At 60.8% G+C, this 13,039-nt stretch carries 11 protein-coding genes; 7 read left to right on the top strand and 4 right to left on the bottom strand.

Annotated features, from left to right (window positions below):
• The first annotated feature begins 100 nt into the window (after positions 1-100).
• Together ACEPP2_RS04815 and ACEPP2_RS04810 are read left to right on the top strand one after the other, a co-directional pair.
• Positions 101-1,357: an AGE family epimerase/isomerase gene (locus ACEPP2_RS04815; RefSeq protein WP_395515950.1), complete on the top strand. Its 1,257-nt coding sequence runs from the start codon at positions 101-103 to the stop codon at positions 1,355-1,357.
• Positions 1,358-1,451: 94 nt separating this feature from the next.
• Complete coding sequence (locus ACEPP2_RS04810; protein WP_152339868.1) at positions 1,452-1,946, top strand: MgtC/SapB family protein; 495 nt, start codon at positions 1,452-1,454, stop codon at positions 1,944-1,946.
• On the opposite strand, the gene ACEPP2_RS04805 is transcribed toward ACEPP2_RS04810, so the two are convergent.
• Entirely contained in the window at positions 1,943-4,831 is a 2,889-nt protein-coding gene (locus ACEPP2_RS04805) for a hybrid sensor histidine kinase/response regulator (protein ID WP_395515949.1), read from the bottom strand. The genes ACEPP2_RS04810 and ACEPP2_RS04805 overlap by 4 nt on opposite strands.
• Positions 4,832-5,179: 348 nt before the next feature.
• On the opposite strand from ACEPP2_RS04805, the gene ACEPP2_RS04800 reads away from it, so the two are divergent.
• Entirely contained in the window at positions 5,180-5,482 is a 303-nt protein-coding gene (locus ACEPP2_RS04800; protein ID WP_152339866.1) for a DUF982 domain-containing protein, read from the top strand.
• Positions 5,483-5,512: 30 nt separating this feature from the next.
• Here ACEPP2_RS04800 and ACEPP2_RS04795 read toward each other — a convergent pair whose 3' ends face one another.
• Positions 5,513-5,785, bottom strand: coding sequence for an usg protein (locus ACEPP2_RS04795; RefSeq protein WP_395515948.1), 273 nt, complete (start codon positions 5,783-5,785; stop codon positions 5,513-5,515).
• A 100-nt stretch (positions 5,786-5,885) separates the two neighbouring features.
• Positions 5,886-6,041, bottom strand: coding sequence for a hypothetical protein (locus ACEPP2_RS04790; protein WP_395515947.1), 156 nt, complete (start codon positions 6,039-6,041; stop codon positions 5,886-5,888).
• Positions 6,042-6,061: 20 nt separating this feature from the next.
• On the opposite strand from ACEPP2_RS04790, the gene groES reads away from it, so the two are divergent.
• On the top strand, positions 6,062-6,376 hold the full coding sequence (gene groES, locus ACEPP2_RS04785; RefSeq protein WP_395515946.1) for a co-chaperone GroES: 315 nt from the start codon (positions 6,062-6,064) through the stop codon (positions 6,374-6,376).
• Positions 6,377-6,424: 48 nt separating this feature from the next.
• Positions 6,425-8,050, top strand: coding sequence for a chaperonin GroEL (gene groL / locus ACEPP2_RS04780; protein WP_395515945.1), 1,626 nt, complete (start codon positions 6,425-6,427; stop codon positions 8,048-8,050).
• Between the two features lie 73 nt (positions 8,051-8,123).
• On the opposite strand, the gene ACEPP2_RS04775 is transcribed toward groL, so the two are convergent.
• Complete coding sequence (locus tag ACEPP2_RS04775; RefSeq protein WP_395515944.1) at positions 8,124-9,251, bottom strand: hypothetical protein; 1,128 nt, start codon at positions 9,249-9,251, stop codon at positions 8,124-8,126.
• A gap of 250 nt (positions 9,252-9,501) precedes the next feature.
• On the opposite strand from ACEPP2_RS04775, the gene ACEPP2_RS04770 reads away from it, so the two are divergent.
• Entirely contained in the window at positions 9,502-9,723 is a 222-nt protein-coding gene (locus ACEPP2_RS04770) for a DUF982 domain-containing protein (RefSeq protein ID WP_281976822.1), read from the top strand.
• Positions 9,724-9,793: 70 nt separating this feature from the next.
• Positions 9,794-13,036, top strand: coding sequence for an alpha-1,4-glucan--maltose-1-phosphate maltosyltransferase (locus ACEPP2_RS04765; protein WP_395515943.1), 3,243 nt, complete (start codon positions 9,794-9,796; stop codon positions 13,034-13,036).
• Positions 13,037-13,039 lie beyond the last annotated feature (3 nt).

The raw sequence follows: 13,039 nt of genomic DNA, 5'->3' as shown, positions 1-13,039 counted from the left end.
GTCAAACAGACGACACCATCTTTCGCCTACAAACGCGATGACAGCCCTGCCCGCTCCCGCTATACCTTCGCGGCCACATCTTTGGCTTCCGGAGGATTTCATGAGCGATCAGGCGGCGATGCCGAAGACGTGGGCGAAGCGCGACTACCATCGGCAGTGGCTCCTGCGCCAAGCCGATGCGCTCATGGATTTCTTCCAGTATCGTGCCATCAATCCGAAGGGCGGCTTCCATGACCTGACAGCGGACGGTCTTCCCCTTGATCCGCAGAACGCGACACGCGGCATCCACACGTCGGCCCGCATGGTCCACTGCTACTCGATCGCCTATCTGCTCGGTCGGCCAGGTGCCGGAGACATTATCGATCACGGCATCCGCTACCTGTGGCAGCAGCACCGCGACCAGCGCAACGGCGGCTACTTCTGGTCGTTGAATGACGATGGGCCCGTCGACGATACCAAGCAAGGCTACGGACACGCCTTCGTTCTGCTTGCGGCCTCTTCCGCAAAGGCTGCCGGCCATCCCCTGGCTGACCAGATGCTCGCCGACGTAACGGAAAACCTCGATACCCGTTTCTGGGAAAGCCGACATGGGGCGATTGCCGAGGAGTTCGGAGTCGACTGGTCGCTCATCGATGGCGGAGACTATCGGGGTCAGAATTCCAACATGCACCTCACGGAGGCGCTGATGGCCGCCTTCGAAGTCACCGACGAGAGACATTATCTTGAGAAGGCCGAGAGCATTGCCGATCTGGTCATCCGCCGCGCCGCTGGAAGCGTTGGCTTTCGCGTGGCGGAGCATTTCGATGCAGAATGGCAGATCGACCGGAACTACTATCACCGGAACGAAATGTTCCGTCCCGCTGGTACGACCCCCGGTCACTGGATGGAATGGTCGCGGCTTCTGCTGCAGCTTTGGTCATTGGGCGGCAAGCTGCATGGCTGGATGGCCGAGGCCGCCAAGTCGCTCTTCGTGCAGGCCATGTCACTGGGGTGGGACAAGAAACGTGGCGGGCTCTTCTACACGCTTGACTGGGACGACCGGCCGGCCAAGACCAGCAAGCTCTGGTGGCCGATGTGCGAGGCGACGGGTGCTGCGCATTTCCTGAACGAGCAGCTGCCGGCCGATGATTTCTACGAAGATACCTATCGGCTGGTCTGGAGCATGATCGCCAACCGCTTCATCGACCACGCAAACGGAGGTTGGCACGAGGAACTTTCGGAGGATCTTGAACCTTCCTATACCCTCTTCCCGGGCAAGGGTGACATCTACCACGCACTGCAGGCCTGCCTCATCCCGCTCTTTCCCGCGACCGGCAGCCTGGTCCGCGCAATTCAGGAGACCGGAGGCAGGCTGTAGCGCCAAGGCGGCATCAACCGGCTGCCCTTACGTCGGAACCACCGCGCCGATCGTCAGTTGTCGGATGACGATCGCATGACGGGTACCGCCTACGATGACTGACGTTCTGGCCGCCGAATTCTCCTACACTTCTCCCGTCGACATCCGGATCCTGTTGCTGCGAATTTTCGGCGCCCTTTTTCTCTGCGGTCTTATAGGCCTGGAACGCGAAATCCGGAAGAATACCGCCGGCATTCGCACCAACATGCTCATTGGCCTTGCCGCCACCATCTATGCCCTGGTGACGCTGCACATGCTGCAAAACATAGGCACGGGCGATACCGATACGCAGATGGATCCTATACGTCTTGTGGAAGCAGTGACGTCAGGCGTGGCATTTCTCGCCGCCGGCGTTGTCGTCTATACCCGCGGGTCCGTCCGCGGATTGACCACCGGCGCAAGCATGTGGCTTTCCGCCAGTGTGGGACTTACGGTCGGGCTTGGCATGTGGGTCGTAGCCGTCATCGCCACTATCACCGGCCTCGTTGTCCTCTGGCTGCTACGCAAGACCGAGATCGCGGTCGGCATCAAGGAAGAAGACACAGGTTAGCCCCGTGCCGACGCCATTGACCGGATCTGGCTTGCTAGCGTCTCATAGTCATAGGGCTTGGTGATGAGGACCGTGTTTTCCAGACCGTCCATTTCCGACACCTTGCGGTCCCCCGTTGCGAATATGACCGGCAGCGTCGGCAAGCGCTGCCTGACCTCCCGCACCAGCTCGACTCCGCTCATGTCGGGCAGGTGCACGTCCGCGACCAGCACGTCGATCGGCTGGCCGGCCGCAGCGGCGATTGCTTCGCCTGCAGTGCCTGCTTCGATGACGTTCATTCCCGCATCCTGCAGGAAATCCGCGGTCGAGATTCGGATCAGCGCCTCGTCCTCGCACAGAAGAACGTTGATCGGAGCATCCTTTGCGGCGGGATTCGGTTCCGGCATTTGGTTGCGCAAAGCACCTTCTTCCCGACCCTGCTCGATCGCCTGCCTCAGCTTCCTGGCGAGAGCCTCGCGCGTATAGGGCTTGCTCAACAGATTGACGCCAGGATCGAGCCGTCCCCCGTGAACGATGGAATTCTCGGTGTATCCGGAAGTAAAGAGTACGCCGAGCATCGGCAGGCGCTCTTTCGCCTTGCGAGCGAGATCGCGGCTCTTGAGGCGGCCGGGCATCACCACATCCGTGAACAGCAGATCGATCGCCACTCCGCTCTCGACGATTGCCAGTGCGCTGTCCGCGTCTTTGGCTCGAAGCACCTTGTAGCCGAGTTCGGTCAGCAGCCCGACCGCGACCTCGCGTACCGCCTCGTCATCCTCCACGACAAGCACTGTTTCCGTTCCGCCAGTGACGGGACCGACGAGACTGTCGGCAACCACATCCTCTGCCTCCAGCGATCGAGGAAGATAGATCCGCACCGTGGTTCCGTTGCCCGGCTCGCTGTAGATCTTGATGTGCCCGCCGGATTGCTTGACGAAGCCATAGACCATGGAGAGACCGAGCCCGGTGCCCTTGCCATCGGGCTTGGTCGTGAAGAAGGGATCGAAGACCTTTTCCAGGATATCCGGCGTCATGCCGCACCCGGTGTCGCTGACGGCAACCATCACATATTGCCCCGGCTTCACGTCATAGGCGTTGCGCGCATATTCGTCATCGAGAAAGGCATTGCCCAGTTCGATCGTCAGCTTGCCCTCTCCATCCATCGCGTCCCGGGCGTTGATTGCGAGGTTGAGAAGGGCGTTCTCGACATTGCTCGGATCCACCAGCGTGTTCCACAGGCCGCCACCTACAATGGTGTCGATCTCGATCGCCTCCCCGAGGCTCCGCCGCAGCAGCTGATCCGTCTCGCGGATCAGGCGCGAGAGATTGATGACCTTCGGCTCAAGCGGCTGTCGGCGTCCGAAGGAGAGCAACTGGGACGCGAGCCGCGCGCCGCGGGCGGCACCCGCCAGGGCGCCTGAGACGCGTCTTTCGGCAACCTCGTTTCCGGCAAGGTCGCGGCCGAGGAGCTGGAGATTGCCGGTGATGACCTGCAGCAGATTGTTGAAGTCATGGGCGATGCCGCCGGCGAGGTTGCCGATCGCCTCCATCTTCTGGCTCTGACGCAGCGCCTCCTGCGTGCGTTCGAGCTCCTGGGTGCGCGCTTCGATAGTCTGACCAAGCGATTCCGCCAGATATTCGAGATGGGACTCAGTCTGCTTCTGTTCCTCGATATCGGTGTTGGTAGCCACCCAGAGGATGATGTCGCCGTCGCTGTTGGTCAACGGCGCGGCTCGGCTGATGAACCACCTGTAGACGCCGTCATTGCGGCGCAGTCGCAACTCCACCTCAAGGAGCTTGCCGGTGCGCAGACACTGCTGCCATTCACCCGAGACTCGCTCGGCATCGTCGGGATGGACCATGGCGGAGCGGTTATTGGCATCGAAATGCAGCTTCTGCATACCGCTGTAGCGGTAGACCTGGTCGTTGCACCACTCTACCTCGCCGTTAGGTCTCGCCGTCCAGACCTGGTTGGGGAGCGATTGTGCAAGCGTTCGGAAACGGTTCTCGTTTTCCTTGGCCGTCTCCTGGGCCAGTCTCAGGGCGGTGACGTCGTGTCCCTGCACGAATATGCCAGACACTTTGCCGTCAGCATCTCGGATCGGCTGGTAGACAAAATCGAGATAGCGCTCCTGCGGCCCAAGCGCCCCCCGATCCAAGACGACCCGTGCAGCGTTGGCGGCATAAGGTTCCCCCGTCGTATAGACCTGGTCGAGCAGTTCGTAGAAGCCCTGCCCGCTGATGTCCGGAAGCGCATCCCGCACGGCCTTGCCGATCAGGTCCTCCCGACCGACCAGTTCACGATAGGAGCGATTGGCGATCGTAAAGATGTGCTCCGGTTCACGCAGCACTGCCATGAATCCGGGCGCCTGCTCGAACAGCTTGCGGAGGTACTCGCGCTCCTCCCCCAGAATACGGTTCTGCCCCTGAACCGCGTCCACCCGGCGCAGCAGGTCGGTCTGCATCTTCCAGTCTTCGGCAGCACTCGCTCCCTGCCGAAGGGTATGCAGTTCAGTCACGTCGACCGTGTGCTGGAGAATGAAGAGCACGGCGCCTTCGGCATCCTTGATCGGCGTGTGAGTGGCACTCCAATACCGGTTCTGCATCAGTCCATCCGGACCGGAAATGGGATAAGGGATCATCGGAAGATGGTCGACATCCCCGGTTGCCAACACCCTGGCGAAGGAATCCCGCAGCATCTTTCCGTGCCCGGAATTCGGGTCGCTGGGAAACACCTCGAACATGAGGTGACCGATGACCTCCTCCTCGGACCGCGCGGTTGCCGCCAAATACGCGTTATTCGCACCGACCATACGCAGATCCCGGTCCAGGAGGACGTAGGGATTGGGAGAGAGATTGAACAACTCGTTCAGATCGAAATTCGATAGGCCAGTCCGCCGAAACATACCCATTCCCATGCCAGATTACGTACTGGTTATATAGCTTCCGCCGGGGATGACAATTGCGCTGCCGACCATGGCTAAGCTGCCGATTCATTCGAGCGGCAAAATCTTAAAATCGTCTGCTCGCGATCTTGAAGAAAATCAGGCTTTATCCGATATTTTCAGGCGGTTTGGGTCCGCAGGCGGTAGATTCGGGTTGGGCAGCCCGCAGATCAACGTTGCTCAAGAGCGTCCTCCTGTTAGTGAAGGGACGCCCCGACCACCACCTACTGGAACCACTGCACAGCGATCCAGCAGGAAGACAATCCGGTTACCTGCTGACATAGAAGCTTGATGACCCGAGGAGGAGAGATGCGTGACCTTTGCTTTCTTGCCCCTGTACCGATTGTCGTCGGCCTCGGCTACCCCGCCCAGATCGAGAGTGTGCTCGGCGCCACAGCGTTCCTGAACGACCGGCCGTCATGGCAAAAGGACCGCCTGTATTCGCTTGCCCTGAAGGCCTGCCGTGCCGCTCTGGCCGGTGAGATCGAGGCTGAAACTGCGCGAACGGCCTTCGCGGCCTTCGCGCGCAGACATGGACTGCTCGCCTACGAAGACGATCACCTGCCCGCAATCCTGACCGACGCACCGGCAGACGCGAGACAGCCCGTCTGATTCCTGGGGCCGCTGGAGCGGTCCCTCCGTTTAATGCAGCTTGAACTCGCCGTCGATCTGTCTCCACTCCTGAGGTCCGATGAGCCGCTTATGAGTGTAGCGGATCGAATGAAGCGGCCCTTCCAGATTGCTCTCCCAGAAATCGAGGAACTTGCGCATCTCGGGGAAATCGGGCGCCATGTCGTAGTCCTGCCAGACATACGTCTGCAGTACTGAGCCAAAATCCGGCAGGCGATAGAGGATGTGGGCGGTGGTGAGGCCGTAACCGTTCAGCTGGTATTCCAGATCAGACGAAAATCGCATCTTCATCTCCGTTACAACCGCATGACAGGCTGCCGCAAATACGCCCTCCGATCAACAGAAACCGTAACTGCCAGACGGAATAGACGCCCTTTACATGGTGTTAGCAGCCGCCATTACCGAGTGCTGATTTTTTTATTGAAGCCTCTTGAATAGACAAAAATGCCCAACCAAATCGATTGCCGCCGATTGCTACAGCAGAGGATCGGCACTTGTCCGGATTGGTCGTCCGGTCCGGCAGGGGGAAATTGATCATCATTGTTTGTCCAGGAGGAAAACATGACGTTCCGACCGCTTCATGATCGCATTCTCGTCCGCCGCGTCGACTCGGAAGAGAAGACCAAGGGCGGCATCATCATTCCCGATACTGCGAAGGAAAAGCCGCAGGAAGGCGAAGTGATCGCCGTCGGCCCCGGCGCACGCAGCGAGCAAGGTCAGATCCAGGCGCTCGACGTTAAGGTTGGCGACCGCATCCTGTTTGGAAAATGGTCAGGTAGCGAGATCAAGATTGACGGCGAAGACCTTCTGATCATGAAGGAAAGCGACGTGATGGGCGTGATCGAGGCCCGGGTCACCGAGAAGAAGGCCGCCTGAGGGCGCCGCAGTTTCAGTCATAACCAGCTGCCTATAGAGGAGTGAACCATGGCTGCTAAAGACGTCAAATTCAACATCGATGCCCGTGAACGCATGCTGCGTGGGGTCGATGTTCTTGCCAATGCCGTGAAGGTGACGCTTGGTCCGAAAGGTCGTAATGTCGTGATCGACAAGTCCTTCGGCGCACCGCGTATCACCAAGGACGGCGTCTCCGTCGCCAAGGAAATCGAACTGGAAGACAAGTTCGAGAACATGGGCGCCCAGATGCTACGCGAGGTCGCGTCCAAGACCAATGACCTGGCCGGCGACGGCACCACGACCGCAACCGTTCTCGCTCAGGCCATCGTCAAGGAAGGCGCCAAGGCCGTTGCCTCGGGTATGAACCCGATGGACCTGAAGCGCGGCATCGATCTCGCCGTGGATGCGGTGGTTTCCGAACTGAAGAACAATGCCCGCAAGATCTCCAACAATTCCGAGATCGCCCAGGTCGGCACGATCTCTGCGAACGGAGATACCGAGATCGGCCGCTATCTGGCTGAAGCCATGCAGAAGGTCGGCAATGAGGGTGTCATCACTGTCGAGGAAGCCAAGACCGCCGAGACGGAACTTGAAGTCGTCGAAGGCATGCAGTTCGACCGCGGCTATCTTTCTCCTTACTTCGTCACCAATCAGGACAAGATGCGCGTCGAGCTCGAGGACCCCTATATCCTGATCCACGAGAAGAAGCTCTCCAACCTGCAGGCCATGCTGCCGGTCCTCGAAGCCGTCGTTCAGTCGGGCAAGCCGCTCCTCATCATCGCTGAAGATGTCGAAGGCGAAGCTCTCGCAACACTCGTCGTCAACAAGCTGCGCGGTGGCCTCAAGGTTGCCGCCGTCAAGGCACCCGGCTTCGGCGACCGTCGCAAGGCGATGCTCGAGGACATTGCTATCCTGACGGGCGGCACAGTCATCTCCGAAGATCTCGGCATCAAGCTGGAGAATGTCACACTCAACATGCTCGGCCGCGCGAAGAAGGTGTCGATCGAGAAGGAGAATACGACGATCATCGACGGCGCCGGCTCCAAGGCGGAAATCGAGGGTCGTGCCAATCAGATCCGGGCGCAGATCGAAGAGACGACCTCGGACTACGACCGCGAGAAGCTGCAGGAACGCCTTGCAAAGCTCGCTGGCGGCGTTGCCGTGATCCGCGTCGGCGGCTCGACGGAAGTTGAAGTGAAGGAGAAGAAGGATCGCGTGGACGACGCGCTGCATGCTACGCGCGCGGCCGTCGAGGAAGGCATCCTCCCGGGTGGCGGCGTAGCCCTGCTACGTGCAGTCAAGGCTCTCGATGACGTGAAGACGGCCAACCCCGACCAGAAGGTCGGCATTGAAATCGTCCGCCGCGCCATCGAGGCTCCGGTACGCCAAATTGCGGAGAATGCCGGTGCCGAAGGCTCCATCATCGTTGGCAAGCTGCGCGAGAAGGCCGAGTTCTCCTTCGGCTGGAACGCCCAGACCAATAAGTATGGTGATCTTTACGCCATGGGCGTGATCGATCCGGCCAAAGTCGTCCGGACCGCGCTCCAGGACGCAGCCTCGGTTGCTGGCCTTCTGGTGACGACGGAGGCAATGATCGCCGAAAAGCCGAAGAAGGAAGCCGCTCCCGCAATGCCTGCTGGGGGCATGGACTTCTAATCAATCGACAAGACAGGACAGCCCGGCCTCCCACTGGCCGGGCTGTTCTCCCCCTAAATCTTGCAGGCTTGTCTCAGAGCGGCAGGGCGACCGTGTCCGCCGAAGGAGCCGTTCCATTGTCCGTCCCGGCACCAGCAGCAACGTCTGGCTCTCCGATGCCGCTGAGATCCTCCGCCTCTTCGAAGACAACTCCCTCCCCTGTGCCGTCAGCGGCCACATCGTCGCCCTCTGCCGTCTCACCGGCCTCGTCTTCCTCCGTGACCGCTTCATCCTCTTCAGGAGGGTTGGCTACGATGGCCGCCTGAAGCTCAAGAGCTTGACGCACCTCGTCGATCTTACCGACCGTCGTGCCAACGCCCAACACCTCCTTGGACCATGACAGGGCTTCCGGGCTTAGGGTCCCGCTTTTCGTAGTCGCAGCAAGTGCTGCCTCCAGTGCTGCGTCGCCCAGCTCTGGATCATCAATGGCGGGGGGCGCACCGTTGGCGATCTCATACTGCGCATAGGCGATCGCGAAGGCCGAAATTGCGCTGATGCGCGGATCGGCTGAGTTCATCAGCGCCTTGTAGTTGCGGTTCAAGGAGTTCAGGCCAGCGAGCTGAGCGGCCGGCTTTTTTGTCGGAACCCCCACGGTGGTGGGCTTGCTGCGGTGAGTCGTGACCTTCGCCGTAGCCGCCGTAGTCTTTCCCGACCCGGTTTTCTTGTCCTTCACGGAGCCGGCTGTCTTTCCGGATCTGGCGGAGGGTCCGGATTTTGCGGACTTGCCGCCATTCTTTGATGAGCTACCGGATTTTCCACTGCGGGCGTCGCGGCTTTTTCCTCCATCGAAGATGCCGCCAAAGAGGCTGCTCCAACCGCTACCATTCCCTCCATTGGAAGCGGAACTGCTGCCGCTCCTTCCGCCTCCGCCAGCGTTGCTGCCGCCGCCATTCCCGCCACCATTTCCACCGCCGCCATTGCCGCCGCCGCCGTTCCCTCCTCCGCCGCCGTTGCCGCCACCGTTGCCACCGCCGCCACCGCCACCGTTACCGCCGCCGCCTCCGCCGTTGCCGCCACCGCCGCCGTTACCTCCTCCTCCGCCGCCACCGTCGCCTCCCTTGGCTAACGCAAAGGATGAGAAGTCGGCCGCGCCAAAGGCGAGCGGCGATGCCGCGATCGCGAGCGAAAGGCCAAGAAGTGTGAAGAGTTTCGGTAAACGCATGCAATCCCCCAGGTTTGGAGGCCGTAGGCTAGACTCTCGCAGACACCTGTCGAGCGATGACTGGGTTCAGGGTGAAGAACTTATTTAAGGACACGCTACAATTCCACCCGGGCGGGGTGCGTCAAAAAGATAGTGGGATCGAGTTGGGGTCGTGTTACACTTCACGGGCAGTGCAACTGCTGCAACTCCTGGACGTTCACTGGACGTCTTGGCCATCTGGCCGGAAGACCTGACATCATGGGAGGATGATATGCAGAATGTTCCTTGGCAAAGACCTGTCTCAACCAGCGTCACCGCCGTCTCCAGCGCCTTCGAGGCGCTTGATCTCCTGGACCACCACTGGCCCAACATCAAGGGGCCGCGCTTCGTCAAGGCCCGGCATGCGTGCCTTGCCGCCCTAGATGGCCGCGAATCCGCGGAGGTAGCGCGCGAAACCTTCAAGGACGCTGTCGCGGAGGCGCAGCTGAACTAGGGGATATTCGGTGGGAACAAGCCAGCGGCCTTGTCGTTAAGCTCTCGAAGCAAACGCCAAGGCCCCTGCGATGAATTCTGTTCCCACGTTCAATGCTCCGGTCTCCCGCCTTACTCAGCCCCCTCGCATCTACTATGTCCACCCACTTCTGCTGAAGGGGTACCAGGCCTGGGGCGAGGTTTTCGTCCACGCGAAGGCCTTGGGTTTCGATACCGTCCTGACGGCTCCGCTGTTCCAGCGGGGCAGCAAGACGAGCATCTTCGTCTCAAGGACCTTCGATCAACTGGACGCCGACCTTGGTCTCGGTGAGGACGTTGGTGCGGGTCTGTCCCGTCTGTCGAAGATGGCTGCAGACCAAGGCCTCCGGTTCATGCTCGACCTCGTCATCGACCGGATTGCGCGCGAAGATCGCGGGACCGGCGATATCGCGGCTGATCCGAGGATAGGGCCCGATGCAAGCTGCAGCCAGTCTGTCGACCTTTCCCCCAGCGAGACGACCTACAACTATCTCGAGGAATGGCGGAAACGGATCGGCACACTCGTGGAGTGCGGAATCTCCGGCTTCCGCTGCCTAGGCATCGAGAGGGTTCCGGAGGAAGCATGGTCGTCACTGATCAAGGCGGCGCGGAACCATCGACAAGATGTTTCGATTTTCGCTTGGACCCCCGGCATCGGTTTTGAGCGGAGACGCGCTCTTAGCGACATAGGAATGGACGGCTGCTTCTCCTCCTTCGCATGGTGGAACTTGCAGGACGGCTGGCTCTCCGAAGAACATGAGGTCCAGCGTGGACTGGGCGTCCAGATCGCTTTTCCGGAAGCTCCCTACAGCAAGCGGCTCGTCCACGGGTCCGAAGGCTGCGAGGTCCTGCAGCGAAAGGCGTTGCGATCGTTGAAGCTTGCTGGCCACTTCGGCGGCGGCCTCATGCTTCCGATGGGCTTCGAATACGGCGTTTCCACACCGCTGGACCAGATGTTCGGTGATGGCTTGGGGCTCGCAGGTCTGAGGGATCAGTCAACCTATGACATCGGCGGTGAGATCCGCTCTGTCAACGACATGCTCCGGCAGGATCAGGGGCAGTTCCAGCGACGTCCTTTCACGCTGATCTCCGCAGCGAACACACAGGTCGTCGCCATCGTGCAGTCGAACCGGGAAGATCTGCGGACCTCCGACACGCTGCGGGTTATCCTCGTCAACCGCGACCTGAGACAGACGGCAGCCCCCCCTCTCAACGCCATCCACCAGATCGCGTCGTCATTCCTGCCACTGAAAGAGATCGAAGGCTCCTCCGGAGCAAGGTTGAGGCCGGCGGAAGTGCGCGTCCTGGAAGGTCGCGTCTCCAAACCGATCCTCTCCGCGTCTTCACTCCCCGATCTGGCAGTGGCGGCGGCCGCACCGCGCCTGGCGATCGAGAAGATCACGCCCTCCGTGGATGAAGGGCGCTTCGTGGTGAAGCGGGTGGTCGGCGAGACCGTTCGCGTCGAGGCCGACATCTTCGGCGACGGCCATGATCCGCTGGCGGCCGTGCTCCTGTGGCGGCCGGCTGACGAAGACGAGTGGCAGGAAGTCCGGATGCAGCTGTTCGAGAACGATCGCTGGCGGGCGGAATTCACGCCACGGCGCATGGGCCGCCACGAGTTTGCGATCGAAGCCTGGCGAAATCCCTTCGCCATCTTCCGCTACGAGTTCACCAAGAAGCACGATGCGCGGCTGGACCTGAAGCTGGAGATCCAGGAAGGGATCAACCTGATCAAGGACGCCATTGCTTCGGCAGAAGCGGGATTGAAAGTCGAGCTAAAGAGGCTTGTCGGTGATCTGGAACAGGGCTCGGAGGCGCAGCGGATCGACCTCCTGCTCGCACACGAGACGTCGGAGATCATGGCTAGGGCGGACCGGCGGCCTTTCCGGCTCCGGTCGCAGATCATTCCCCTCGACGCCGAGCGGCTTGGAGCCTCGTTCGCCAGCTGGTACCAGATCTTCCCCCGGTCCCAGAGCGGTGATCCGAACCGGCATGGGACCTTCGACGACGTCATCAATCGCCTACCCGCTATCCGGGAAATGGGCTTCGACGTCCTCTATTTCCCACCGATCCACCCGATCGGCTCGACCAACCGCAAGGGACGCAACAACAGCCTGAAGGCGCTGCCAGGCGATCCCGGAAGCCCTTATGCGATCGGCTCGGAGGAAGGTGGCCACGACGCAATCCACCCCGAGCTTGGAACCTTCGAGGATTTTCGCCGCCTCGTTGCCGCAGCCCACGACCATGGCCTCGAGATCGCCCTCGATCTGGCGATCCAGGCGTCCCCCGACCACCCGTGGTTGAAGGAGCATCCAGGCTGGTTCGACTGGCGGCCGGACGGGACGATCCGTTACGCCGAGAACCCGCCCAAGAAGTACGAAGACATCGTCAATGTCGACTTCTACGCCAAGGACGCAGTTCCTGCGCTATGGCAGGAGCTTCGTGACGTCGTGCAAATTTGGGTGGACCAGGGCGTGAAGCTCTTCCGGGTCGACAACCCGCACACCAAGCCCTTCCCGTTTTGGGAATGGCTGATCGCGGATATCCGCTCCCGCCACCCTGACGTGATCTTCCTGTCGGAAGCCTTCACCAAGCCCAAGGTCATGTACCGGCTGGCAAAAATCGGGTTTTCGCAATCCTACACCTACTTCACCTGGCGCAACGCCAAGTGGGAGCTCGAGCAGTACATGCGCGAGATCACCACCGAAGCTCCAAAGGACTTCTTCCGCCCGCACTTCTTCGTCAACACGCACGACATCAATCCCGACTTCCTCCAGAACGCGCCCCGCCCGGCTTACCTGATCCGGGCAGCTCTCGCGGCGACCCTTTCCGGGCTCTGGGGCGTCTATAACGGTTTCGAGCTTTGCGAAGGGCGACCAGATGCCAAGCGCAAGGAATACGCCGACAGCGAGAAGTACGAGATCCGGGCCTGGGACTGGGACCGACCGGGCAACATCAAGCACGAGATCGGCCTCCTGAACCGCATCCGCAAGGAGAACCCGGCACTCCACTCGCATCTGGGCCTCACGCTTCTCACCGCCTGGAACGACAATGTCATGTTCTTCGAGAAGGCGAGCGCCGGCCGGGAAAACGTGCTGCTGATCGCGATCAGCCTCGATCCCTACAATGCCCAGGAAGCGGACGTCGAAATCCCGCTCTGGTCATGGAACCTGCCGGACCAGGGATCACTTTCCATGGAGGACCTGATCTCGGGTCAGAAGTTCACCTGGACCGGGAAAATGCAGCGGCTGCGGCTGGAGGCCGGAATGCCGTTCGCCATCTGGCGCGTGAGATAAGGG

This window comes from Pseudorhizobium flavum (assembly GCF_044142885.1).
Lineage (GTDB): Bacteria > Pseudomonadota > Alphaproteobacteria > Rhizobiales > Rhizobiaceae > Neorhizobium > Neorhizobium flavum.
Note: the sequence above shows the minus strand (reverse complement) of the source record. Positions and strands in the feature narration are given on the sequence as shown.